Origin of the sequence: Rahnella sp. ChDrAdgB13 (genome assembly GCF_017655185.1) — a bacterium.
Taxonomy (GTDB): Bacteria; Pseudomonadota; Gammaproteobacteria; order Enterobacterales; family Enterobacteriaceae; genus Rahnella; species Rahnella contaminans.
The window spans coordinates 26,158-50,075 of sequence record NZ_JAEMGT010000006.1 but is presented as its reverse complement, the minus strand read 5'-3'; the positions used below and the strand labels follow the sequence as shown (position 1 = coordinate 50,075).

Annotated in this window: 29 protein-coding genes; 15 read left to right on the top strand and 14 right to left on the bottom strand. The window is 50.1% G+C overall.

Annotated features, from left to right (window positions below; translation table 11 throughout):
• Window positions 1-147: 147 nt before the first annotated feature.
• Both J8X26_RS03095 and J8X26_RS03090 read left to right on the top strand, forming a co-directional pair.
• Window positions 148-1,104 (top strand): polysaccharide deacetylase family protein, encoded by a 957-nt coding sequence (locus J8X26_RS03095; RefSeq protein WP_208950131.1) that lies wholly within the window; start codon window positions 148-150, stop codon window positions 1,102-1,104.
• A gap of 1 nt (window position 1,105) precedes the next feature.
• Window positions 1,106-2,200, top strand: a complete 1,095-nt coding sequence (locus J8X26_RS03090) for a glycosyltransferase family 9 protein (protein ID WP_235937449.1) — start codon at window positions 1,106-1,108, stop codon at window positions 2,198-2,200.
• 51 nt (window positions 2,201-2,251) lie between these two features.
• Here the strand turns inward: J8X26_RS03090 and J8X26_RS03085 are convergent, their stop codons facing one another.
• From J8X26_RS03085 to rfaD, 5 genes are read right to left on the bottom strand one after another with little or no spacing between them, the layout of a single operon-like run.
• Window positions 2,252-3,418: an O-antigen ligase gene (locus J8X26_RS03085; RefSeq protein ID WP_208950130.1), complete on the bottom strand. Its 1,167-nt coding sequence runs from the start codon at window positions 3,416-3,418 to the stop codon at window positions 2,252-2,254.
• Window positions 3,393-4,310: a sugar glycosyltransferase gene (locus J8X26_RS03080; protein WP_208950129.1), complete on the bottom strand. Its 918-nt coding sequence runs from the start codon at window positions 4,308-4,310 to the stop codon at window positions 3,393-3,395. The genes J8X26_RS03085 and J8X26_RS03080 overlap by 26 nt, the downstream gene beginning before the upstream one ends.
• A 2-nt stretch (window positions 4,311-4,312) precedes the next feature.
• Window positions 4,313-5,281 carry a lipopolysaccharide heptosyltransferase RfaC gene (gene rfaC, locus J8X26_RS03075; protein ID WP_208950128.1) on the bottom strand — a complete coding sequence of 323 codons (969 nt, stop codon included), beginning with the start codon at window positions 5,279-5,281 and terminating at the stop codon, window positions 4,313-4,315.
• Window positions 5,281-6,330: an ADP-heptose--LPS heptosyltransferase RfaF gene (rfaF, locus tag J8X26_RS03070; RefSeq protein WP_208950127.1), complete on the bottom strand. Its 1,050-nt coding sequence runs from the start codon at window positions 6,328-6,330 to the stop codon at window positions 5,281-5,283. The genes rfaC and rfaF overlap by 1 nt, the downstream gene beginning before the upstream one ends.
• A gap of 29 nt (window positions 6,331-6,359) precedes the next feature.
• Window positions 6,360-7,292 carry an ADP-glyceromanno-heptose 6-epimerase gene (rfaD, locus tag J8X26_RS03065; RefSeq protein ID WP_101079915.1) on the bottom strand — a complete coding sequence of 311 codons (933 nt, stop codon included), beginning with the start codon at window positions 7,290-7,292 and terminating at the stop codon, window positions 6,360-6,362.
• A 241-nt stretch (window positions 7,293-7,533) separates the two neighbouring features.
• On the opposite strand from rfaD, the gene kbl reads away from it, so the two are divergent.
• Window positions 7,534-8,730: a glycine C-acetyltransferase gene (gene kbl, locus J8X26_RS03060; RefSeq protein WP_208950126.1), complete on the top strand. Its 1,197-nt coding sequence runs from the start codon at window positions 7,534-7,536 to the stop codon at window positions 8,728-8,730.
• 9 nt (window positions 8,731-8,739) lie between these two features.
• The gene (tdh, locus tag J8X26_RS03055; RefSeq protein ID WP_208950125.1) at window positions 8,740-9,762 is read left to right on the top strand and encodes an L-threonine 3-dehydrogenase; all 1,023 of its coding nucleotides are present in this window, start codon (window positions 8,740-8,742) and stop codon (window positions 9,760-9,762) included.
• A 56-nt stretch (window positions 9,763-9,818) separates the two neighbouring features.
• Here tdh and J8X26_RS03050 read toward each other — a convergent pair whose 3' ends face one another.
• The 3 genes from J8X26_RS03050 to gpmM all read right to left on the bottom strand — a co-directional run bounded on the left by J8X26_RS03050 (window position 9,819) and on the right by gpmM (window position 13,784).
• Window positions 9,819-10,799, bottom strand: coding sequence for a divergent polysaccharide deacetylase family protein (locus J8X26_RS03050; RefSeq protein WP_208950124.1), 981 nt, complete (start codon window positions 10,797-10,799; stop codon window positions 9,819-9,821).
• Between the two features lie 2 nt (window positions 10,800-10,801).
• Window positions 10,802-12,067: a murein hydrolase activator EnvC gene (gene envC / locus J8X26_RS03045; protein ID WP_206739029.1), complete on the bottom strand. Its 1,266-nt coding sequence runs from the start codon at window positions 12,065-12,067 to the stop codon at window positions 10,802-10,804.
• A gap of 172 nt (window positions 12,068-12,239) precedes the next feature.
• Window positions 12,240-13,784 carry a 2,3-bisphosphoglycerate-independent phosphoglycerate mutase gene (gene gpmM, locus J8X26_RS03040; RefSeq protein WP_208950123.1) on the bottom strand — a complete coding sequence of 515 codons (1,545 nt, stop codon included), beginning with the start codon at window positions 13,782-13,784 and terminating at the stop codon, window positions 12,240-12,242.
• Between the two features lie 305 nt (window positions 13,785-14,089).
• Between gpmM and J8X26_RS03035 the strand changes: the two genes are divergently transcribed.
• The 5 genes from J8X26_RS03035 to cysE all read left to right on the top strand — a co-directional run bounded on the left by J8X26_RS03035 (window position 14,090) and on the right by cysE (window position 17,290).
• A complete protein-coding gene (locus J8X26_RS03035; RefSeq protein ID WP_152325009.1) occupies window positions 14,090-14,521 on the top strand; it encodes a rhodanese-like domain-containing protein in 432 nt (143 codons plus the stop codon).
• 53 nt (window positions 14,522-14,574) lie between these two features.
• The gene (gene grxC, locus J8X26_RS03030; RefSeq protein ID WP_101079906.1) at window positions 14,575-14,826 is read left to right on the top strand and encodes a glutaredoxin 3; all 252 of its coding nucleotides are present in this window, start codon (window positions 14,575-14,577) and stop codon (window positions 14,824-14,826) included.
• 64 nt (window positions 14,827-14,890) lie between these two features.
• The gene (gene secB, locus J8X26_RS03025; RefSeq protein WP_013577602.1) at window positions 14,891-15,361 is read left to right on the top strand and encodes a protein-export chaperone SecB; all 471 of its coding nucleotides are present in this window, start codon (window positions 14,891-14,893) and stop codon (window positions 15,359-15,361) included.
• Window positions 15,361-16,380 carry an NAD(P)H-dependent glycerol-3-phosphate dehydrogenase gene (gene gpsA, locus J8X26_RS03020; protein ID WP_152325012.1) on the top strand — a complete coding sequence of 340 codons (1,020 nt, stop codon included), beginning with the start codon at window positions 15,361-15,363 and terminating at the stop codon, window positions 16,378-16,380. The genes secB and gpsA overlap by 1 nt, the downstream gene beginning before the upstream one ends.
• 88 nt (window positions 16,381-16,468) lie before the next feature.
• A complete protein-coding gene (gene cysE, locus J8X26_RS03015) occupies window positions 16,469-17,290 on the top strand; it encodes a serine O-acetyltransferase (protein ID WP_101079904.1) in 822 nt (273 codons plus the stop codon).
• 59 nt (window positions 17,291-17,349) lie between these two features.
• Here the strand turns inward: cysE and trmL are convergent, their stop codons facing one another.
• Genes trmL through cpxR form a run of 3 tightly spaced genes read right to left on the bottom strand, consistent with a single transcriptional unit; the run spans window position 17,350 to window position 19,929 of the window.
• On the bottom strand, window positions 17,350-17,823 hold the full coding sequence (gene trmL / locus J8X26_RS03010) for a tRNA (uridine(34)/cytosine(34)/5-carboxymethylaminomethyluridine(34)-2'-O)-methyltransferase TrmL (protein ID WP_152325013.1): 474 nt from the start codon (window positions 17,821-17,823) through the stop codon (window positions 17,350-17,352).
• Window positions 17,824-17,860: 37 nt separating this feature from the next.
• Entirely contained in the window at window positions 17,861-19,231 is a 1,371-nt protein-coding gene (cpxA, locus tag J8X26_RS03005) for an envelope stress sensor histidine kinase CpxA (protein WP_152325014.1), read from the bottom strand.
• Entirely contained in the window at window positions 19,228-19,929 is a 702-nt protein-coding gene (gene cpxR, locus J8X26_RS03000; RefSeq protein WP_013577597.1) for an envelope stress response regulator transcription factor CpxR, read from the bottom strand. The genes cpxA and cpxR overlap by 4 nt, the downstream gene beginning before the upstream one ends.
• Before the next feature lie 151 nt (window positions 19,930-20,080).
• Between cpxR and cpxP the strand changes: the two genes are divergently transcribed.
• Window positions 20,081-20,590, top strand: coding sequence for a cell-envelope stress modulator CpxP (cpxP, locus tag J8X26_RS02995; protein ID WP_152325015.1), 510 nt, complete (start codon window positions 20,081-20,083; stop codon window positions 20,588-20,590).
• A 177-nt stretch (window positions 20,591-20,767) separates the two neighbouring features.
• Here the strand turns inward: cpxP and J8X26_RS02990 are convergent, their stop codons facing one another.
• The 3 genes from J8X26_RS02990 to J8X26_RS02980 all read right to left on the bottom strand — a co-directional run bounded on the left by J8X26_RS02990 (window position 20,768) and on the right by J8X26_RS02980 (window position 22,591).
• Window positions 20,768-21,748, bottom strand: a complete 981-nt coding sequence (locus J8X26_RS02990; RefSeq protein ID WP_208950122.1) for a tyrosine-type recombinase/integrase — start codon at window positions 21,746-21,748, stop codon at window positions 20,768-20,770.
• Window positions 21,749-21,817: 69 nt separating this feature from the next.
• Window positions 21,818-22,138 carry a DNA-binding transcriptional regulator gene (locus tag J8X26_RS02985; protein ID WP_148407425.1) on the bottom strand — a complete coding sequence of 107 codons (321 nt, stop codon included), beginning with the start codon at window positions 22,136-22,138 and terminating at the stop codon, window positions 21,818-21,820.
• 216 nt (window positions 22,139-22,354) lie between these two features.
• Window positions 22,355-22,591, bottom strand: a complete 237-nt coding sequence (locus J8X26_RS02980) for a hypothetical protein (protein WP_208950121.1) — start codon at window positions 22,589-22,591, stop codon at window positions 22,355-22,357.
• Window positions 22,592-22,686: 95 nt separating this feature from the next.
• Here J8X26_RS02980 and J8X26_RS02975 point away from each other — a divergent pair, with 95 nt between their 5' ends.
• From J8X26_RS02975 to J8X26_RS02955, 5 genes are all read left to right on the top strand, one after another.
• The gene (locus J8X26_RS02975; RefSeq protein WP_000130011.1) at window positions 22,687-22,968 is read left to right on the top strand and encodes a Cox family DNA-binding protein; all 282 of its coding nucleotides are present in this window, start codon (window positions 22,687-22,689) and stop codon (window positions 22,966-22,968) included.
• A gap of 10 nt (window positions 22,969-22,978) precedes the next feature.
• On the top strand, window positions 22,979-23,182 hold the full coding sequence (locus J8X26_RS02970) for a hypothetical protein (protein ID WP_208950120.1): 204 nt from the start codon (window positions 22,979-22,981) through the stop codon (window positions 23,180-23,182).
• A 10-nt stretch (window positions 23,183-23,192) separates the two neighbouring features.
• Window positions 23,193-23,399, top strand: coding sequence for a DUF4761 family protein (locus J8X26_RS02965; RefSeq protein WP_208950119.1), 207 nt, complete (start codon window positions 23,193-23,195; stop codon window positions 23,397-23,399).
• Complete coding sequence (locus J8X26_RS02960) at window positions 23,389-23,619, top strand: phage filamentation protein Fil family protein (RefSeq protein WP_208950118.1); 231 nt, start codon at window positions 23,389-23,391, stop codon at window positions 23,617-23,619. The genes J8X26_RS02965 and J8X26_RS02960 overlap by 11 nt, the downstream gene beginning before the upstream one ends.
• An 86-nt stretch (window positions 23,620-23,705) precedes the next feature.
• Window positions 23,706-23,918 carry a hypothetical protein gene (locus tag J8X26_RS02955; protein ID WP_084832535.1) on the top strand — a complete coding sequence of 71 codons (213 nt, stop codon included), beginning with the start codon at window positions 23,706-23,708 and terminating at the stop codon, window positions 23,916-23,918.

Here is a 23,918-nt window from a genome sequence, read left to right as displayed (position 1 = left end):
CCAACACGGTTCTTGCGTTGAGGGTGAAAATCCCAAAAAATAGAAACAATCCAATAAATTGTTGTCATAGCGGTATGTTTGCATTGGCATGCCCGCGTAACCGTCATCCTGTACGTTTGATTAATAAGATAAAATTAGGCCAGTTCAATGAAAAAACCCGCATTTATCATCACCATAGATACCGAGGGTGACAATCTTTGGCAAAATCATGAGCGCATTTCCACTGAGAACACCCGCTTTCTGCCGCGATTCCAGAGCCTTTGCGAAAAGTACGCCTTTAAGCCGGTTTATCTGACGAATTATGAAATGGCGCAGGATGCTGCTTATGTGGAGTTTGCCAGTGATGTGATCCGGCGGGGGAAGGGCGAAGTTGGCATGCATTTACATGCCTGGAATAGCCCTCCGCTTGTCGCGCTGACCGATGATGACTGGCGACACAAGCCTTACCTGATCGAATTCCCGGAAGACCAAATCAAGGCTAAAGTGGCATTTATGACGAAACTGCTGGAAGACAATTTCCAGACAAAAATGCTCAGCCATCGCGCGGGTCGTTGGGCGTTTAATGAGTTTTATGCGTCGCTGCTGGTTGAGCAGGGATATCTTGTTGATTGTTCGGTGACACCGCATGTGAACTGGTCATCTTCACCGGGTAACCCTGAAGGGGCGGGCGGAACGGATTACAGCCGTTTTCCGAAAGAGGCTTATTTCATTGACCTCAATGATATTGCAAAAGCGGGCAATTCTCCGCTTCTTGAAGTCCCGATGAGTATTCAGCTTAAGCACTCGGGAATGCTCAATCATATTAAGAGCGGCTACGATAAACTTCGCGGAAAAACCCGGTCGCCTTCTACGCTCTGGTTGCGCCCATCCGGTGGCAATGTTGAGAATATGAAAAAGGTTGCTGAGCAGACTCTTAAGCAGGGTTCTGACTATATCGAGTTCATGCTGCACTCTTCAGAGTTCATGCCCGGCGGAAGCCCGACGTTCAAAAACGAACAAGACATTGAAAGACTCTACGACGATTTGGAAAAGCTGTTTAGCTGGATAAGCGAACGGGCACAGGGGATGACTCTGGCAGAATATTATCAATGGAAGATGAACTAAGATGTCGCAGAAAAGGATGAAAATATTTTGGATTAATCTTTTCTTACATTGCTATGTAAAGATTAAGCCCACTCTGAAAAGCCGGAAGTCATTCTCGGCAGAAGAGAATTTTAAAAGTATTGCTATTTACTCGACCACGGCGCTGGGCGATTTAATGTTCAATACGCCAGCCATTCGTGCGGTAAGACAACGCTATCCGGATGCGTTCATTACACTGGTCTCCAGTGAAAAAAATAAAACCCTCGTTGAGGGAAGTCTTTTTTTTGACCGGATAGTATATTGGGATGAGAAGGTAAAACACGTCAGAAAACTGGTCACACAACTTAGAGAGCGGCCGCCTGAATTAACGGTAATCTTACACTCAAAAGCACCCTACGACATTCTTAGCGCAGTGATGTCCGGCTCCCAATATATCGTCAAGGATATATACGGCGGTAAGAAGATTGGGATGGAAAAGTGGCTTGTTAATGAAGGATCGTTTTTAAGCTGCCATCTGATTCAACGAAAATTGAATATGTGCAGTTTGTTAGGTTGCGATGTATCCAATAATGAAATGGTTATTCCAGTTGATTTCACGCATCTTAATAAAGAAGCCGGAAAGAAAATTATTGGTTTTCAGATGGGCGCCTCTGAACCAATAAGATGCTGGCCAATATCAAAATTTTCTGAGCTTGCGAAAGTACTTTTCCAATTGGGGCCTGAGTATGAAGTTGTGCTGATTGGGACAAAAAAAGAACTGGCCTATGAAAAATTCTTCCTGAATTCATTGTCGGAAGATGAAGTAAAACGGGTCACCAGCTATATCGGGAAAACCGATCTGAAGCAATTGATGGGCATTATAGAAAACATGGATGTGCTCGTTACCGGAGATACCGGACCGCTTCATCTTGCCGTCGCGCTGAAAACCAAAACTGTCAGCCTTTTCGTGACAGCAAATCCTGACCATACGGGGCCTTATCAGGATATGGAATTGCATCAGGTCATGCGTGTTTCTACAGATATTAAAAATCTGGCAGCAGATATAAAAATACAGCCTTTAGCTATCATTAATGCTGAGGATGTTCTGGAAAGAATCGAATTATTGTTACCGCTCTGAGGGTGAGAGCAAGGGAATAGCTATTTTTCCCTTGCTCTGTTTCGCCATTTACTATCGGGCTTTCTTTATTTCTCCGGCCAGCAAAACACCTATCGGGAACCAGAATAAGTACCAGCTTTCGCTGGGATTACTGATATTGAACATTCCCTGCGAAACATAAAAGATCAGCATGAATATGAAGATAGCTGCCTCAAAACGTCTTTCTTCCTTGATGTAACATAACGCCCTGTAAGCGATATAACCCAGCAGCATCAGAAGTGAAATGACACCGACCAACCCGCCTTTCAGCATGCTCCCAAGATACAAGCTATGTGTCGTTGTGATGTGTTCGCCACTGTAATTAATGAAATTCAGACTCTTATCAAAACCGTAACCGAAAACTATGTCAGGAGAGATCACTTCAAACGTATGTCGCCAGATACTGAGACGTAAGTAAACCTGCGATGACAACTCCTGAAAACGTTCAATGACCATCTCAGTAATGCCAATATATGACATGGCTGTAATGACAACGGCCAGTGCGATGGCTGCAATTAAAACGTTTTTCCTGGAAAGAATTTTATAGTGTGACGTGACGATCAGCGAGATCACCAGAGCAATAAAGGGCCCGCGGCTTTGAGTGAGTAATAATGCGATGAAAAGTATAGAGGCTGTGATGATAAACACAGGTTTCTTACTCTCTTTGAACGCCAGCAATGAGAGAATTATCCCGATTGAAAAGTATCCGCCGACATCGATGACATTACTCGGGCCGGGGGATATTGGGCTCATCAGTCGGTTGGTCAGTAAATTTTGATAATCAACAACAATTAAGAAAAGCGCTAAAGCAACAAATCCGAAAATTATCGCTGCCAGAGCAATCTCTCTTTTCTCGCTGCTTAATATTTTCGCGACCATGGCGACAAAAATCAGAATGTATAAACTGTGTGTTAACGCTGACTCAAGGTTTGACGGGATGTCTCCCCAAAGGGTGCTCAGCGAAAAATACAACAGATAAATTGAGCAAAAAATCAGCCCATAAAGCATCTGTTTTTTATGCAGAAGGGTATCGCGAAATGTTTTGTTTCTGAAAATTAGGAAAAGGAAAACTATTCCCGATAAATGGAAAAGGTTTGTCGATCTTGTATAGCCGCAAAAAATTGCACTGAAGAAAAGAAACAATGTAAAGAATAAATAATAAAGATGCTCTGCATTAATTCTTCTTAAAAAATGCATCATTATATGAAACCTTTTCAAAAATGTAGTCTGGAATAGCACTATTGACTGAAAGATTAACAACTCTTATTTTCTTATCTTTAAGTAATAAGCTGGCATGTTGAAATGCAGGTAAAACAAGGTTTGTGAAAATACCTTTAAGGTTCGTGGGTTGCATATCGCTCTGGCTTTCATAAAACCGGGGTTTATCAAAGTTGTTCATATCCAGGCCTGCGATAAACAGTTCGGTAAAACCAAGATACAGGGAAATCTGTAATGCCCAGTAAATCACTGTACCGGCATCAAAAATCCCCTGCCGGATATCCGTTGAAAAACCGATATCTGCGCGGTCCGGAGCAAACTCAGCTGAGCTCTCTTTAACAACATAAAAATCTTTTAGCTCATGAGGTTTGAGTGCAGGCTGGTAAATTCTACAAGCAGCATCTTCGATAAGCGCTAATGTACACTGAATATTTTTTAATCCGAAGCGATCAACGATTCTGGCTATGCCATGCGCCGTCGTAAATAAGGTCAAATTACGTGCGGCAATAATGTTAGCTACGATTTCGGGCTTTTTATCGAAGAATCCCATGTCTACGATAACGTAAAACGAGAATTCAAAAAATTGGCTCAGCGACCAGGCTCCGTTAACGCCAAAAGCCGGAATCGGGAGAGGGGGTTGGGTAAAATCAATTTCTTTTACGGAAGGCCCGGTGGCAGTCAGCATTACCGGCCCGGAAAACTTTCCTTTTAAGGAGGAAAGATCGGCTATGGGTACATACTGGCCGCGATATTCGAGTTTAGTTATTTCCCCCGAACGCGCTCTGTCTATTTTCATATAGGGCCATAAATTTTCATTGTGCCTGTATGACCGCGGGTGCGTGTATCGGTAAATCTGTTTGAAAAAAGATCCCACGATTAACCGGCCTCCTTATCGAGCAGTGTTTTTACCTGTTCAGGAAGAATGTCCGCCATTTGATTCCCGGATAGCGGGCGGCAAATAAACTGATTCTTCCCATATCCCCCGATCAGCCCAGGATCTGTCGGGCCGTAAAGCGTGATATTTGGGCGATCCAGTGCGGCAGTCAGATGACTCAGGCCGGTATCGACTGAAACGACAGCCTTTGCCCCTGCCAACACTTCGGCCACATTTTGCAGGCTTAATTTGGGTAATACTTCAACGAAAGGGAAACCTTCTGCAAGTCGCAGCGCACGCTGATATTCGTGTTCCGCGCCCCACGGCAGTTTGATACGGATATTCTGCGTACTAAGCACGCCAATCAGTTCGCGCCAGTGCTCTTCAGGCCAGTGTTTATCAGCGCGAGTAGTGGCGTGAAGGAAGACCAGATACTGACCAGCATCTTGCGATGGATGTGAAAGGAAGCGTGCGGCGATGGCGTAGTCGCCCTGAGTCGCCGGCTTTTGATAGCCCAGACTTTTTGCGAAAAGCTCACGGGTGCGTTCGACAGCATGCTGTTTTTTATCGATCTCGTGACGTTGATTGTAAAACCAGCTGGCAAAAGGCTCGCGGGCACTTTTGCAATCCTGACCGTGCTTTTCGCCTTTTGCGACACGGGTAATCAGTGCCGCGCTTTTGATCAGGCCTTGTGCGTCGATGACGGCATCGTAAGTTCGTGACTGCACTTCACGTTTGAAATCACAACGTTGCTGGCGGGTTTCGGAACCAAACCAGTTTTTGCGCCAGCGCCGGATGGCTACCGGGATAACGCGGTCTACCGCCGGATGCCATCCGGGAATTTGAGTGAAACCTTCCTCCACGACCCAGTCAAACCGGATCCCAGGGATAGCCTGCATGGCATCCGTCAGTGCCGGGAGAGTATGCAGGACGTCACCCATTGACGATGTTTTGACGATGAGAACCCGCATTACTGCTCCTTCCCCGAATTCAGTAGCTGACTTAATTCCTGATAGACCTGTTCTGGCTGAATATCGATCAGACTCTGGTGATAGCCTTCTTCGGCATCGCCTTTGCGGACTTTATGATAGCCGGTGATGAGGCGGATAACTTTGGCCCGATGACTGAGAGGCGGGGTGAAATCCGGGCTGCTCGGCCCGTACAGAGCAACCAGCGGTTTATCCAGCGCGGCCGCTACATGCATCAGCCCTGAGTCATTGCTGACGACGGCCTGACAGGCGGCAATCATTACAACAGCCTGATCCAGCGACGTTTTACCCGCCAGATTCAGGCAGAAAGGCTGGGCGCCTTCCGTCAGAGACTGGCGTATTTGTTCGCCCGCCTGATGGTCTTTCGCAGAACCAAAGAGCACCACCTGCTGGCCTTCGCCAATCAGTTTTTCGGCAAGAGCGGCGTAATGATAGTGCGGCCAGCGCTTTGCCGGGCCAAATTCTGCACCCGGACAAAAGCCCACAAGCGGCCTGTTATCGCTGACGGCAAATGAGATTTTAACCGCCGCCACTTCCGCTTCTGACACCTGTAATTTCGGCCAGAGAATCGGCTGCGGCAGGTCGGCAGCGGTGCGGATTTGTTGCGCGTCGTAGCCCAGCGCGGCATAGCGCTGAACCATCAGAGGAAAGGCGGCTTTATCGAGAACACGCAGGTCATTGAGCAGGCCATAACGCATTTCGCCACGCCAGCCGGTACGCTGAGGAATGCGGGCAAAGAACGGAACCAGCGCTGATTTGAACGAGTTAGGTAGCACGAAGGCGCGCTGATATTGTTCGCCACGAAGTGAAATGCCCAGACGGCGACGCTCACCGAGTTCCAGAGCACCGTGGCCTAACGGCATCGGCAGAGCCTGACGCACCTCCGGCATCCGGTCGAGTAAAGGACGGCACCATGCAGGTGCCATCACGTCGATTTGCGCTTCCGGATGCGCTGCTTTCAGCGTGCGGTAGAGACTTTGTGACATCATCATGTCACCGACCCATGACGGCCCAATTACCAGTATTTTCATACCGTTAATCCATTCCTCAATCAGCGGACTTATACTGTGCGGTTAAGCCAGCTCATGTATTCCGTTACGCCTTCAGCAACCGTTTTGAACGGTTTGTCGTAACCGGCGTTACGCAGCGCGGTCATATCGGCCTGTGTAAAGGACTGATAACGGCCTTTCAGTTTTTCCGGGAAAGGAATGTATTCGATATCGCCAGATTTGTGGTAAGCAACGACGGCATCCGCAACGGCCTGGAAGGATTCTGAACGGCCCGTCCCGCAGTTGAAAATACCGGAAACACCGTTCTGCCAGAACCACAGGTTCACGGCGGCTACGTCACCCACGTAGATGAAATCGCGTTTGAAACCTTCGCTGCCTGAGAACAATTTCGGATTTTCACCGGCTTTGATCTGATTGTTCAGGTGGAACGCAACGCTGGCCATACTGCCTTTATGGCCTTCACGCGGCCCGTAGACGTTGAAGTAACGGAAACCACAAATTTGTGAATCCGCATGAGGCAGGATTTCGCGAACATACTGGTCAAACAGGAACTTGGAGTAACCGTAGACGTTCAGCGGTTGTTCGTATTTACGGTCTTCTACAAAGCTGGTGCTCTGGCTGCCATAAGTGGCGGCAGAAGAGGCGTAAAGGAAAGGAATGCTGCGATCCAGGCAATAGTGCAGGATATCTTTTGAATACTGATAGTTGTTATCCATCATGTATTTGCCGTCCCACTCGGTGGTGGACGAACAGGCGCCTTCGTGGAAAATGGCGTCAATATCACCCAAATCGTCGCCTGCTACGATGCTGGCAATAAAATCTTCTTTGTCACAATAATCCGCAATATCCAGATCAACCAGATTGACGAATTTGGTGCCGTCTTTCAGGTTATCAACCACCAAAATATCGCGGTATCCCATATCATTGAGCGATTTAATAATATTGCTGCCGATAAAACCAGCACCGCCAGTGACGATAATCATGGGATCCACCTTTAATCATTTTAAGAACCGCGCACCATGCGCAGCCTGTAATTGGGTAATATCATAACACTTCATTATGAAGCTCACATTGGGAAGGTGTCCGATAACACGCATTCTTGTGTTTCAGACCGTAAGGCGTGAACTATGCTGCAAAACAAAGATATTGTGAGCAGTTCCATCGTTATTTCATATCCAGATTAGTAATGTATTCCGTGAATGAGTCATTTCAGGAGAATACTGTATGTCTGTTTCGTTTTATCGGCAGTTGGAAGACCAGCTTGATCAGGCGCGTGCTGAAGGATTGTTTAAAGAAGAACGCATTTTAACGACGCCTCAGCAAGCCGAAGTGTCTGTCGCGGGCGGTAAGCCGGTCATCAATTTCTGTGCGAATAACTATCTTGGATTAGCGAATCATCCGGAGCTGATCCGGGCCGCGAAAGAGGGGCTCGACAGCCATGGTTTTGGTATGGCGTCGGTGCGTTTTATCTGCGGTACACAAGATACTCATAAAGCACTCGAACATCGTCTGGCTGATTTTCTCGGTATGGACGACGCAATCCTCTATTCCTCCTGTTTTGATGCTAATGGTGGTTTATTCGAAACGCTGCTGGGTGAGGAAGACGCCATTATTTCGGATGCGCTTAACCCAGCATCAATAATCGATGGCGTCCGGTTGTGCAAAGCGAAACGCTATCGCTATGCCAACAATAATATGGACGAACTTGAAGCCCGCTTACAGCAGGCGAAAGATGACGGTGCCCGGCATATTCTGGTCGCAACCGACGGCGTATTTTCCATGGATGGTGTAATTGCTAACCTGAAAGGTGTTTGCGATCTGGCGGAACGTTTTGATGCGCTGGTTATGGTCGACGATTCCCATGCTGTCGGTTTTGTCGGTACCGAAGGACGCGGTACTCATGAATATTGTGACGTGATGGGGCGGGTAGATATCATCACCGGTACGCTCGGCAAAGCGCTGGGCGGCGCTTCCGGCGGTTATACCGCAGCACGTCAGGAAGTCATTGACTGGTTACGCCAGCGTTCACGTCCTTATCTTTTCTCCAATTCTTTAGCGCCTTCGATTGTTTCCGCCTCCCTGAAAGTCCTCTCCATGCTCGAGGAAGGCAGTGAACTGCGCGAACGGTTGCTCAGTAATGCCAAACTGTTCCGTGAAAAAATGACCGCAGCAGGCTTCACGCTGGCCGGCGCCGATCACGCCATCATTCCTGTCATGCTCGGCGAAGCCCGTTTAGCGCAAGAATTTGCCGCGCTTTTGCAGCAGGAAGGCATCTATGTCACCGGTTTCTTTTATCCGGTAGTGCCGCAAGGGCAGGCGCGTATCCGTACTCAGATGTCTGCGGCGCACAGCACGGAACAAATCGAAAAGGCGGTTGAAGCCTTTACCCGTATTGGCAAAAAACTTGGCGTGATCGCCTGAGGAGTTTTCATGAAAGCCTTAGCAAAACTCAAACGTGAAGAAGGCATCTGGATGACGGATGCGCCGGTACCGGAAATGGGCCATAACGATTTGCTGATCAAAATCCGCAAAACCGCTATCTGCGGAACGGATGTCCATATTTATAACTGGGATGCATGGTCGCAGAAAACGATCCCCGTGCCGATGGTGGTAGGGCATGAATACGTTGGCGAAGTTGTCGGCATTGGCCAGGAAGTTAAAGGCTTCAGCATCGGCGATCGGGTTTCCGGTGAAGGCCATATCACCTGCGGGCATTGCCGTAACTGCCGGGGCGGTCGCACGCACTTATGCCGAAATGCGCAGGGCGTCGGGGTCAACCGTCCGGGCGCTTTCGCGGAATATCTGGTTTTGCCTGCATTCAATGCGTTCAAAATTCCGGACAATATTTCTGATGATCTGGCGGCTATTTTCGACCCGCTGGGCAACGCGGTGCATACTGCGCTGTCTTTTGATCTCGTCGGTGAAGATGTGCTGATAAGCGGTGCCGGTCCTATTGGGATTATGGCCGCCGCGATTTGCAAACACGTCGGCGCGCGCCATGTGGTGATCACCGACATGAATGAATACCGGCTGGAGCTGGCGCGAAAAATGGGCGTGACAAGGGCGGTCAATGTCAGTCAGCAAAGCCTGCCGGACGTCATGGAAGAACTCGCAATGACAGAAGGGTTTGACGTCGGACTGGAAATGTCCGGCGCACCGGCGGCGTTTCGCAGCATGCTCAGTGCCATGAATCATGGCGGACGGATTGCCATGCTCGGCATTCCTTCCACAGAAATGGCCATCGACTGGAATCAGGTGATTTTCAAGGGGCTGTTTATCAAAGGGATCTATGGCCGGGAAATGTTTGAAACCTGGTACAAAATGGCGGCGCTAATTCAGTCAGGGTTAGATCTCACGCCGTTGATTACTCACCATTTCCCGATAGATGAATTCCAGAAAGGGTTTGATGCAATGCGGTCCGGCCACTCAGGAAAAGTGATTTTGGACTGGTAGTATGGGTTGGTCGTACTGATGTGCGGGGCCTCTTGTGTCAAAGAGGCCCTGAAGTGTTATTTTTGAGGCGCAATAGTTGGCTCTGCTACCACCGGCGCAGCGGTTGGTTTCTCAACAAAGCCGACCAAAACCCCATATTGCCGCTCTACGAAATGAATGGCTGGCAGCGATTGCAGGCTTTCTCCCACGACGTTAAACAGGCTACCGGCGTAAACGGGTTGGACAGGATGTTTGATCTTGCACTGGCTGATGCCTTTGCGTGATGGTTTGGCAGACGGGATATTCACCGGTTTGCCCGAAGGCGCGCTGCGCTGGGCTTCATCTAACAAATCACTTGGGCGCACCAGCACAATATCTGACGGTAAATTTGGCAGCATTTGTTGCAGCACTTTTACCGTCGTCGGATGCGGGTGGCCGATGGCAATGGCATAACCATTTTTGCGGGCTAACTGAATCGCGCGCTCGAACTGGCGGCGGATTTCGGCTTCATTTTGCACATCATCTAAAAAGACATTGCGCTTGATGACTTTCACGCGGGTGCCTTGAGCGGCTTTCATGGACTGCGTGTTGCCGATGGTCATGCTGTCGAGAAAGAACAGGTTATGAGCATTCATCGCCTGCATGACGTTTTCCATCCCCGTCAGGCTTGAGGTCATTGCGCTACCCATATGATTGTTGATACCAATCGCGTACGGGATGTTACTGATGGCCTGATCGACAATACGCTTCACCTCTGCGGCACTCATGGACGGTGTCAGCGTATTTCTTTCCAGTGGCTGCTTACTGAGCGGCGCCATCGGCAGGTGGATCAGAATTTCGCGGCCCTGCTGATGTGCCTTGTTCATCATCATTTGCGAATCTGGCGCATTGGGGAAAATCGCGACCGATACCGCTTTAGGCATCTGAAGTACCTGGTTTTCCTCATGCTGGCGATAACCAAAGTCATCAATCAGGATGGATAATTTCGCTGCCTGAACCTGACAAACGAAAAACGCAGTACCACAAAGGGCAGCTAAAACGGACTTTTTATATCGCAATGCTATCTTCCCAACCACGGCTGTGGATTGACTGCCTGGCCCTGACGACGAATTTCAAAATACAGCGATGGCTGGCCTTGTCCGCCACTGTTTCCCACTTTCGCGATGGCCTGACCGGTTCTCACCTGATCGCCGACGCTGACCAGTGCGTCCTGGTTGTAACCGTACAGACTCATATCACCCTTGCCGTGGTCGATAACCACAACCAGACCGTAGCCTTGTAACCAGTCCGCCAGAATGACACGTCCGTCGGCGATAGCCCGGACATCACTGCCTTCGCGAGCTGAAATGACAATGCCTTTCCAGCGTAGTTCACCCTGTAATTGTTCGCCGAAGCGATGTATCAACGAACCGTTAACCGGCCACATATTCTGTCCGGATGGTCTTCCCAGGCCGCCGGTACGCGCCATCAGTGATTGCTCACTTTGGGTCGGTTTATAGGTGGTGCCAGTTTTCTTCGCCTGCTGTTCTTTCGCCCGGACGGCGGCGGCTTCGCGCGCTTCCTTCTCGGCGCGGGCTTTTGCTGCACGTTCAGCGGCGGCAATTTTATTCTGCAAACTGGCTTCGTTGGCGCGCAACTCTGTCAGGCTTTGCTCATCTTTTTGTAACGAGGATTCCAGCGCCGTCAGCGTTTGTTTTCGCGCCGAACGAGCCTGCTCAAGTTTTTGTTGCTGCGCCTGCTGCTCGCCTAACAGGCTTTTTTGCTGAGTTTCTTTCGATTGCAGGGAAACCCGCTGTTCTGCCAGTTTTGTACGCGTTTGTTTGAGTTCTTCGATGGTTTTCTGGCGGGCTTCATTCAGATAGCCAAAATAGGCCATGATGCGTTCGCTGCGCTCGGTCTCTTCACCGCTTAACAGCAGTTGCAGGCCTTTATGCTGGCCGATTCGGAATGCGGCATCCAGCTGCTTTGCAAGTATAGCTTCCTGCGTTTTCTGCTGTTTTTGCAATTTATCGATAGAGGCATTCAGCCCGGCGATATCTTTGTTCAGCGTCGCCAGTGTCGACTGTGTCCCGCGCAACTGAGTGCTGGCTGAAGCAATGGTTTTTTCCTGAGCCTGCAACTGTTGCAGCAACGTTCCGCGCTGCTGTTTCTGCTGCTTTACGCTTTTCTCTTTTTCCGCAATGTTCTGCTGAATGGTTTTGAGCTGATCTTTGTTTTCGTCAGCGTGCACACTCACGGAGAGGGTTAACAATGAAGCGCAAAGTAATAAGGCTGGAGATGGGAAGGCAGATACGGCCTTGTCCTGAGCGGAAAGGCGGGTTCTCATCAGGCTGAAATGAATGAATTTGCTCAAACTTTTTTCCGCTTGTCGACCGTGGATGATAGACAATATGGCTGTCCCTTATCTTATCGTAACACTAATCAACCGGCTGATGCACAAACAAAAAAAGCGTACCAGCCTGCGCTGATACGCCTTAAATTCGCTTTCTTAACGGAAATTAACGCGCGATAAACAGCGGTTTGCCGCTCATTTCGGCCGGGATTTCCATCCCCATCAGGGAGAGCATGGTCGGCGCAATATCAGACAATTTCCCGCCTTCGATTGCTTGCGCGTTGCCACCCACGTAAATCAGCGGAACCGGCAGACTGGTATGTGCTGTGTGCGCCTGGCCGGTTGCCGGGTCACGCATCTGTTCCGCGTTACCGTGGTCGGCGGTGATCAGCAGCTGGCCACCGGCGGCTTTCACGGCATCCACAACCTGGGCAACACAATGATCCAGTGCTTCAACTGCGTTGACGGCAGCATCATAAACGCCGGTATGTCCGACCATATCGCCGTTCGGGTAGTTACAGATAATCGCGTCATATTTGCCACTGGCGATCGCACCCAGCAATTTATCGGTCAGTTCTGCTGAACTCATTTCCGGTTGCAGGTCATAGGTCGCGACATTTGGTGATTTCACCAGTATGCGGTCTTCACCTTCAAACGCATCTTCCATGCCGCCATTGAAGAAGAAGGTTACGTGCGCATATTTCTCAGTTTCGGAGATACGAAGCTGAGTTTTCTTATGCGCCATCAGCCATTCGCCCAGCGTGTTTTTCAATGATGCAGGCGGATACGCGCATGCAGCTTTAATATCAGCGGCGTATTCCGTCAGCATGATGAAATCGCCGAAGCTGATCACTTTTTCGCGGGCAAAACCGTCGAAGTCGGTGTTGATGAAGGCCCGGGTGATTTCACGCGCACGGTCAGCCCGGAAGTTCATGAAGATCATCGCGTCGCCGTCATTGATTGCCGCGGTTTCTTCGCCGGCAGCCTGCAACACAGTCGGTTTCACGAACTCATCATTTTCGTCACGGGCGTAAGCGGCCTGTAAGCCTGCCAGAGCGTTATCTGCGGTGAATGCGCCTTTGGCCTGAGACATCAGGTCATAAGCCAGTTGCACACGATCCCAGCGGTTGTCGCGGTCCATTGAATAATAACGACCGACGATAGATGCGATGCGTCCGGTACCGATTTCTGCAAACTTCTCTGAGAAACGTTTTAACGCGGCTTCAGCGCTGCGCGGAGGCGTGTCGCGGCCATCCAGGAATGCGTGCAGATATATGGCTTTTGCGCCACGGCGGTGAGCCAGTTCGACCATCGCCATAATGTGATCTTCGTGGCTGTGAACGCCACCCGCGGAAAGCAGACCCATAATGTGAACGGCTTTGCCCGCGCTGATTGCGCGATCAACCGCGCCGGTCAGTACGCTATTATTAAAGAAGTCGTCTTCTTTGATTTCTTTATCAAGGCGGGTGAGATCCTGATAAACGATACGGCCTGCGCCTAAATTAACATGGCCCACTTCGGAGTTGCCCATCTGACCATCAGGCAAGCCTACGTCAAGGCCTGACGCAGCAATCAGGGTGTGAGGCTGAGTCGCCCACAGCTTATCCATGACCGGGGTTTTTGCATTCAGAATCGCGTTATCTTGTTGTTCTTCGCGAAATCCGTAGCCATCAAGAATAACCAGAACCATCGGTTTTTTATTGCTCGACATGTCAATTGACCTCAATTTGAAAGATGAAATGCTCAATAGGCTCGCCAGCTCGATGTGAAAAAACAGGCGTGGCTAAGTGCATTTAAGCGGGCTGATTTTACCCCAGCGCTGAAAGGGGAATAGCCGTGGGAGATCAAAGATGGAGCGCGGCGGGAGTTAACTTTCGGCATAAAGGCGTGTTAATTTTTCGGGATGTGCCGCAGTTTGTGGCATTAGCCCGTGCATACTGGCTGTATTTGCGCCGACGCGCAGGTATACTCTGAAGCCTTGAATTTTCCCCCAACTGACGGGAGTTGCTACACCCCATGCAAGATATTATGCCATTCATCAGTGCGCATCCGGTTCTCAGCCTGGCGTGGGTTGCGTTACTGATTGCAGTAATTGTGACCACCTTTAAAACACGTTTTTCTAAAGTGAAAGAGATCACGCGTGGCGAAGCTACCCGCCTGATCAACAAAGAAGATGCTGTTGTTGTCGATGTTCGCGCGCGTGAAGAATTCCGCAAAGGCCACATCGCAGAATCCCAAAATGTGCTGAGTGCAGACATTAAAAACAATAATCTGGGCGAACTGAGCAAGCACAAAGCGCAACCGGTTATCGTTGTCTGTGCCACCGGCCAGACTTCCCGCACGGCGGCAGAAGGCCTGATCGCAGCAGGTTTCGAACGTGTTTTCACGTTGAAAGAAGGTATCAGCGGCTGGAGCGGTGAAAACCTGCCTTTAGTTCGCGGTAAGTAAGATTCAGACCCCGTCGCAACGGCACTAAAATCTACGACCCAGAGGTGGAACCCATGGCTAAAATTGAAATCTATACCAAGGCAACCTGTCCTTACTGCCATCGTGCGAAAGCCCTGCTCAATAGCAAAGGCGCTTCATTTGATGAAATCGCTATTGATGGTGACGCAGATACGCGTGAAAAAATGATCGCCCGCAGCGGTCGTTCGACTGTTCCTCAGATTTTTATCGACGGGCAGCACGTGGGCGGTTGCGATGATTTACATGCACTTGATGCGCGTGGTGGCCTTGACCCGTTACTGGGTTAATGCCGCAAGCCGCGTAATTTCATTAAGTGTTTAAAAGGACTATTAACCCGAGGGTACTACTCACATGTCAGAACAAAACAACACAGAGATGGCTTTCCAGATCCAACGTATTTACACCAAAGATATTTCTTTCGAAGCGCCAAATGCTCCTCAGGTTTTCCAGCAGGACTGGCAGCCGGAAGTGAAACTGGATCTTGATACGGCTTCCAGCCAGCTCGCTGAAGGCGTATACGAAGTCGTCTTGCGTGTGACCGTAACTTCTTCACTGGGTGACGAAACTGCATTCCTGTGCGAAGTTCAACAGGGTGGTATCTTCACTATCTCCGGTATCGATGGCAACCAGATGGCACATTGCCTGGGTGCGTACTGCCCGAACATCCTGTTCCCGTATGCGCGTGAGTGCATCACCAGCCTGGTTTCACGCGGTACCTTCCCGCAACTGAACCTGGCACCTGTTAACTTCGACGCTCTGTTCATGAACTATCTGCAACAGCAAGCTGAAGGCGAAGGTGCTGAACCGCATCAGGATGCCTGATGAAAACCGTCAATGCGTCAATGACTGTTATCGGTGCCGGATCTTACGGCACCGCTTTAGCGATTACTCTCGCCAGAAATGGTCATCCCGTTGTGCTCTGGGGACACAATCCCGACCACATCAATGCCTTACAACAAGCCCGTTGTAATCAGGAATTCCTTCCTGATGTTCCGTTCCCCGATAATCTGCTGCTCGAAACCAATCTGTCTGTCGCGTTAGCGGCCAGCCGTAATGTGCTGGTTGTCGTGCCGAGCCATGTATTTGGCGACGTATTGCGTCAGCTGAAACCGCATTTGCGGGCCGATGCGCGCGTAGTGTGGGCGACGAAAGGGCTTGAGGCGGAAACCGGACGTTTGTTGCAGGATGTCGCGCGTGAAGAGCTGGGTGATGCCATTCCGCTGGCCGTAGTATCCGGGCCGACGTTTGCCAAGGAGCTGGCTGCCGGGATGCCGACAGCGATTTCGCTGGCTGCCACCGATGCGAGCTTCGCTGAAGATCTTCAGCAGTTGCTGCATTGCGGCAAGAGTTTCCGGGTTTACAGCAATCCTGATTTTATCGGAGTACAGCTTGGCGGCGCGATTAAAAACGTCATCGCTATTGGTGCCGGTATGTCCGATGGGATTGGCTTCGGTGCGAATGCCCGAACTGCGCTGATCACCCGTGGTCTGGCCGAAATGACCCGTCTGGGCTCCGCACTGGGTGCTGATCCTGCGACATTTATGGGCATGGCGGGGCTGGGCGATTTGGTGTTAACCTGCACAGACAATCAGTCACGTAACCGTCGTTTCGGCATTATGCTGGGACAGGGCAAAGATGTTCAGACTGCTCAGGACACTATCGGTCAGGTTGTTGAAGGCTATCGCAACACGAAAGAAGTACGGGCGCTGGCTCAGCGTAATAACGTTGAGATGCCTATTACGGAACAGATTTACCAGGTGTTGTACTGCGGTAAAGATGCCCGTGAAGCGGCCATCAGTCTGCTTGCCCGTGCGAGCAAGGACGAAAAACACAGCCACTGAAAGGCGACATGAAGCATAGCCACCTTGTTGGGTTTCCCGACAGGGCGGCTTTTTATTATCAAAACCTGCTAAGTCGTAAGGAAAAGTGATGTCGCTAGAAGAATTAGAACTGGTCTGGAATAACATTAAATCAGAGGCGAGAGCACTGGCTGAGTGTGAACCGATGCTGGCCAGCTTTTTCCACGCGACGTTACTCAAACATGAAACACTGGGCAGCGCGCTGAGCTACATTCTGGCTAACAAGCTGGGCAACCCAATCATGCCGGCGATGGCGATTCGTGAAGTGGTCGAAGAAGCCTACCGCAATGACGAGCAAATGATCCTCTCCGCTGCCCGCGATATTCTGGCGGTACATCAGCGTGATGCAGCGGTCGACAAATTCTCCACGCCATTGCTTTACCTCAAGGGTTTTCATGCGCTTCAGGCTTACCGCATCGGTAACTGGTTGTGGAAGCAGGATCGCAAAGCGCTGGCGATTTATTTCCAGAACCAGATTTCTGTCTCCTTCGGCGTGGATATTCACCCGGCGGCGCGTATTGGTTGCGGCATCATGTTTGACCACGCCACCGGGATTGTCATCGGTGAAACCGCCGTGGTTGAAAACGATGTATCGATTCTGCAATCGGTCACGCTTGGGGGGACGGGCAAAACGGTCGGCGATCGCCATCCGAAAATTCGTGAAGGCGTGATGATTGGCGCGGGCGCGAAAATTCTCGGCAATATCGAAGTGGGTGCAGGGGCAAAAATCGGGGCGGGTTCTGTGGTATTGCAATCTGTTCCGGCGCACACCACGGCGGCAGGCGTTCCTGCACGCATCGTCGGGCGGCCAGAAAGCGAACGACCTTCAATGGATATGGATCAGCATTTCAACGGTATCGCGCAGGGTTTTGAATTTGGCGACGGTATCTGACAGATTTCCGATGGCATGTTCTTGCATGCCATGGTTCATTTCATTTTTTCTCTTCCGGTTTACTCTTTGAGTAAAGCACCCGGATATCCCAGCTGGCGCCAGGCCTCGTAAACCACCACAGAAACAGCATTCGACAAGTTCATGCTGCGGCTTTCTGCGAGCATCGGAATACGGATTTTATGTCTGGCAGGCAGTGCATCCAGGATTGTAGCGGGCAGGCCGCGCGTTTCCGGGCCGAACAGCAAAAAATCATTATCCTGATAGCTGACGCCGCTGTGAGCGGGCGTGCCTTTGGTGGTCAAAGCGAACAGACGCTGCGGATTTTCGCTGCTGAGAAAAGCGTCGTAGTTTGGGTGATGTTTGATGTGAGCGAATTCGTGATAATCGAGCCCGGCACGGCGCAGGCGCTTATCGTCCCAGCCGAAACCCAGCGGTTCGATGAGGTGAAGCTGACATCCGGTGTTGGCACACAAACGGATAATATTGCCGGTATTTGGCGGGATTTCTGGTTCAAATAAAACGATGTTAAGCATGCGTCCCCCTGATAGAGGGACGCAGAATAGCAGAAACTCAACGCTGGTGCAGCGGCAGCCAGATAATCAGGCGAAGGCCACCCAGCGGGCTATCTTCGGCTTTAACCTTACCTCTGTGCTGCTGAACGGCGGTATCCACAATCGCCAGCCCGAGGCCAGTTCCGCCTGATTCACGATCGCGAGCCTCATCAGTCCGGTAGAACGGACGGAAAATCTGTTCGCGATCTTCTTCACTGACACCTGGGCCGTCGTCATCCACGGTAATGGTGATACCTTCGTTGTCGTGAGCGAAGTTCAGCGCGATGTGATGATGTGAATAGCGCAGGGCGTTGCGCACAATGTTTTCCAGTGCGCTGTCGAGCGCTGCCGCATTGCCGATGAGTTTCCACGGGCCCGGAGGCGAGGTCACCTCAAGGGTTTTGCCCATCTGCTCAGCTTCAAACTGTGCATCATCAATCACGCCAGCCCACAATTCGTTGGCCTTCAGGGTTTCCCGCGACAGCTCATTTTTGTGCTGACTGCGCGATAACACCAGCAGGTCATTGATCATACCGTCCAGACGCTGCGCCTCATTCTCGATGCGCTGCAACTCTTTGCCTTCACCGTGGCGACGACGCATCAGCGCGGTTGCCAGCTGAAGTCGCGTCAGCGGTGTACGGAGTTCATGCGAGATATCCGAAATCAGCCGTTGTTGCGCGGTCACCATGCGTTCGAGCGCGCTGACCATCTGGTTGAAACTGGCGCCAGTCGCGAGGAACTCCTGCGGTCCGGCTTCGAGTTCCGGATGTTGTTTGAGATTTCCCCGTGCAACGTCATCTGCGGCGTTTTTCAACTTACGTGCAGGTTTCGCCAGACTCCATGCCAGCCAGAGCAGAAGCGGAGCGCTGATGAGCATTGTGACGATGAGCAAAAGAAGCGGGCGGTCAAACATCAGATTGATAAAATCAGACTGAGAGCTGCTGGCCGGACGCATCAGGTAAAGCTGATAGTTGTCCTCGCCGTCACGAACAGAAAATGGCCCCACCATTTCAACGCGGCCATATTTCTTTTTCTTCGGACGATCGGAGTTGTCAGACTGCCCGATGAAGTTACGCACGATCTGCATTTCATTGCGCTGCGCACCGATGACGCGGCCTTCGCTGGTGACCAGCAACAGGCGCTGGCCCGGCGGAGCCCACTTATCGATCGCGCGAAACAGCCTGCGCCACCACATCAGGTCATTAGCCGGATCCGTGGCGAGTTCGGCTTCGACATGTTGTTCAATCATCAGGCCTTGCCGCTGTTCGTTATCGAGCAACGGCGTAATCTGGCGAGAATCGAGTTTCGGCACCATCAATACCAACATCAGCACCAGCGCTAATGTGAACCAAAAAATGGCAAAGATGCGCGCCGTAAGGCTGTTTATCATGAAGCAGAAACCATCAGATAACCGCGTCCGCGCAAGGTTTTAAACCACGGATGTCCGTCCTGACGGTCGGGCAATTTACGGCGCAAATTAGAAATATGCATATCGATGGCACGGTCAAACGGCGTCAGACGTTTGCCCAGTACTTCCTGGCTCAGATGCTCGCGTGAAACGACCTGTCCGAGATGCTTTGCCAGTAAATACAGCAGGGTAAATTCAGTCCCGGTGAGATCCAGCGCTTCACCGTTAAAACTGGCTTCCTGGCGGCCGGGGTTAAGTTGCAGCCCGTCGACTTCCAGCGTTGGCGAGCCATTATTTTCATTGGTTTGCTGCTGTTCGCTCCAGTTGGAACGGCGCAACATGGCGCGGATGCGCGCAACCAGTTCACGGTCGTTAAACGGTTTTGGCAGATAGTCATCGGCACCCAGTTCGAGGCCGAGAACACGGTCTAATTCACTGCCGCGAGCGGTTAACATAATCACTGGCGTCTGGTGGCGCTGGCGTAATTCTTTAAGGGTTTCAATGCCGTTCTTCTTCGGCATCATCACGTCAAGTAACAGAAGATCGATGGTATTATCGATTTTCTCTAATGCCTGCTCACCGTCGTAAGCCACCACAACATTAAAGCCTTCCATTTCGAGTAATTCTTTCAAAAGTGAAGTCAGTTCACGGTCATCATCAACTAACAAAATTTTATTCATTGTATTTACCTCTAGACGCAAAATACGTCATCAATTGCCGCTATTCCATGACTTTACGTACTTTTACAAGCACTGACGCTTGTTTGCAGCAGCAGGTTTAGACTGCTTTTCAATGATTCGCGATGAGCGATAAAGACTTTAGGAGTATGTGATGTTTAAGGCAGCTTCAATTGGTTTGGCCACGCTTCTGACGCTGAGTTCAGGTGTCGTTTTAGCAGATGGCGCAAAACCAGTGTCGGCGATGCCAGCAGAACATGATAGCACGTTGTTGGATAAGCCTCAGGAACGCAACACACTGTTTGATGGTGTGAATCTGACCGAGCAACAGCGCCAACAAATGCGCGACCTAATGCATCAGGCCCGTAAAGATTTGCCTCATGTAAATGTAGAACAGATGGAAACTATGCACAGGCTGGTGACCGCTGAAAAATTTAATCAGGCCGCTGTAAGGGCTCAAGCCGAATTAATGGCTCAGGAACAAGTGGACCGCCAGGTCGAAATGGCCCGCATCCGCAACCAGATGTTTAATCTTCTGTCTCCCGAGCAAAAAGATGTACTTAACAGGAAGCACGAGCAACGCATGAAAGAGATGCAAGCGCAGCTTTCTGGTTTACAACCCCCTTCTGCCCAGAAGACGAGTAGTACCAGCACGACCGAGTAAGATCCCTGTTTTTCCTTGCCATAGACACCATCCCTGTCTTCCCCCACATTATGTGGGGGTTTTTTTTATCAGGTACTTAGAAAAAATCCCTTATAAATCAATCCTCCTTGCAACAGCCATAAGCAGTTACAAGAAGGGTATAGCGTTACGGGTGTAGACAAGATGTAGACAACATTGTCACACCGCCAACCCTCCGCCAAGTGGGTTTAACGTCACCGCGTGTCGCAGATAATCAGGGGCAAGGTGAGCATAAACCATCGTTTGCTGAATGCTCGCATGACCAAGGATCTGTTGTAACGCGATAATGTTGCCCCCGTTCATCATGAACCAGCTCGCGAACGTGTGCCGGAGCACATGCGTAGCCTGTCCGCGTGGCAAGTCTGGTTTAACCTGCCTGAGCCGTTCGCAGAAGTTTTCATAATCAACTTTGAACAGCGGCCCGGTGTCACTGGTCTTGATCTCCTTCTCCAGCTCTGCCGATATTGGAACCGTTCGCTTTTTCCCGTTTTTGGTTTTGAGGAACGTCACACGCCCATGGTTAACCTGCTCACCTCGCAGCGTGCTGCCCTCTCCCCAACGCGCGCCAGTGCTAAGACATAACAGCGCTACACGGCGATCATCGCCGGTCAGGGTATCCAGCAGCCTGCTGATCTCTGATTTGGCGAGATAGGTCATAGCTGGCGGCGTTTCTTTGAGCGGTTCCAGTCCCTTGCAAGGGTTTTCCTTGCTGAACTCATCCAGCTTAATCAACGTGCTGAACATGCCGGAAAAACGATATATATCCCGGTTGATCGTGGCGGCGCTGATCCCGTCATCCAGCCGTTGGCTGCGGTGCCGGGCAATAGTGCGCTTATCAAGCCGGTTAACTGCTGGATCTCCCAGCGCCCTGATAGTCTTTTTCAGGTGCCGCTTTTCTATCTCGCCATTTTCCTGAGTCTGTCCATATAGCAGCCACCAGGTATCTAACAACTCGCTTAACGTGCGGCGATCTACGCTCGCACCAAGCCATTCTTTTTTATCGGCGTTAGCCAATACATAACGCTCAAAAAGAACCGCCTCTTGTTTCTTCTCAAATCTCCTGCGGATGCGTTTTCCATTACGCCCGCGAGGCCACACGTCTACTTCATATTGACCACCTTCGAGCTTCTTAATCGACATAAGAAAGCCCTCCGGCGTTTATTTCCCCATCCTGGTAACAGATAGTGAAAATGTAATGTTTATAAATGGTTAACCAGTTTGTGTCTCTGAGTGGTCTGATCCAGTTAACTCTGGCCCAATGTGTGCGAGGGCCGGTGCGATTTGACCAGCTTGAGGGGCGGTCTTATCAGTCATTAGCCAGAGCGTATATTTTGCAAAACGGGGATGTTGTGTGATCTTCAACAATATTTCACTACCAACGCCTTCTCTTCTCCCCATCTCGTAATGCTTTTGAGTGCCTGCCGGAATACCAGTCAATTCAAAGAATTGAGTTCTGGATAGCCCCTCTGCATCCCTAATTGCTCGTATTTTTTCCCCAATCCCGCTTGACTGGGTCTCATTTGATACCATATTCTTCTCCTTAGTAGGTCTCAATTGATACCATTGCAACGAAAAGGCAACCGCCAATATAAGCAGTTACAAGCCGAAATAAGCGCCTAGCGCTAATGCGGAGATTAGCACAAATGAGTGGAAGACTTGAGCAGGACAACAGAAGTGACGGAATCCATGTTGCTGAATTCCGCCGTAGTTATTTCCCAAATGGACGTTATGCGGGGACGGTTAAAACTAGTGGCTCCGCTTCGGGACCAGTGAAGCGGCAAGTTCAGCTTTAGCAATGTATTGCTGAAGGAAGGTTACGGTGTCTTTCGCTTGCTCAACGGTTAAACCAGTAAACAGCTCACCAGCTTCGGGCAGTTTTGTAGGTGAAGCTAAGTGGTAGTGGAAGCGTAAGCAAGCCAGATCATTAGCAACGAGGTACTCAAGTTCAGCAGGAATGTAGATAGGTACTTCTTTCTGAGACATAAAAATCTCCTTTCTGGTTGTGTGGAAACACCAGAATACCACGCGCCGGGCGTGGCTAAAAATCCCGGCCTATCTTCAATGAGAGGTGAAACACTATGACAGACAAAGAGTTAGAGGGGTTCATTGAAGTGCGTCACGCTGTTGACGCGGTTCCATACCCAAAATTTGCCGAATTGATCGGTAAGAAGCCCGCCACAGTTAAGAGCATGATTGAAGACGGTAAGTTGCCGATCATCCCGTGGAAGAACCCGGAAAGCCTGGGCGCCCGTGCTGAGAATTGGATCTATATCCCTGAGTTCAACCGCGCAATGCGTGACGCCTACTACAACCGTCCGAGAGAGCAGCGCGACGCGTGGTTGTTGTGGATCGGTCTTTGAGGTTATCGCGATGAGCCAGACAACAGCCAACCGCGAAAACCGGGTGCGTGAATGCAACGACATTCTGGACACCCATTTAAAAAATATGCAAACGGGCTTCATGATTCGCACCAATAGCGGCGAGTTCATGATCAGGGATAAAAAGTTGATTAAGAAAATAACCAAAGATGTGGCCCGCCATGTTGATGGTGAATTACTTAAATTGGGAATGTGAGGGGGCTTTTGTGGCTGTGCAATTAATACAGTTAAGTTGTCACTCGTATTTATATCGTGGCTTCACTATTCAGAAATGCCCACGTAATCCTTTTACGTTTAAGCACTCTTATTGTATTTCCAGTAATGGCGATTATTACGGGCGTGACTTTGCTTTAGCGGAAGCTATGCACACGGTTGATCAGATGTATAAGCAAGGGGGCAGTAATGCACGATGAAGGCCCATCACTGGCAAGCCTGCTTAAGCACGGGTGCCAGGTCACACACTTCAAAAACTCACGCGGCTGGCTGGAAACTCCGGACGGAAGATTTTTTAAGCCCGAACCGGTGAAGGTTCAATTTATCAAAGGTAAAAATAAACCGTTTATTTATACCCAAAAAATAAATAAAGGCTTCCTGCGTACACTGGCTGAATTATTTAAAAAGCTAATTAAGTAATTCGGTTTTAAAAAATCAACTCTGTTTTCTCCGCCTATTTATTAAGGGGCGGCGGTTCAACTCATTCTTTTTTTGAGGAAGAGATTATGACCAGACGTGATCAATATAGTTTCATTTTGCATGTTCTTTTACCTGCTATCGAAAATGAAGGGTTAACCATTAAAACCCGCCGTGATGGTGAGTTAACCCTTTCTGCCAGTGGGTCTGTAGCAACCAATTTTATAAGCAATCTGCGCCAGCACTGCATTGAAGAATTGCAGCGCCCTTCTATTCCTGCTTCCCATTACGGAGTCCTGTAA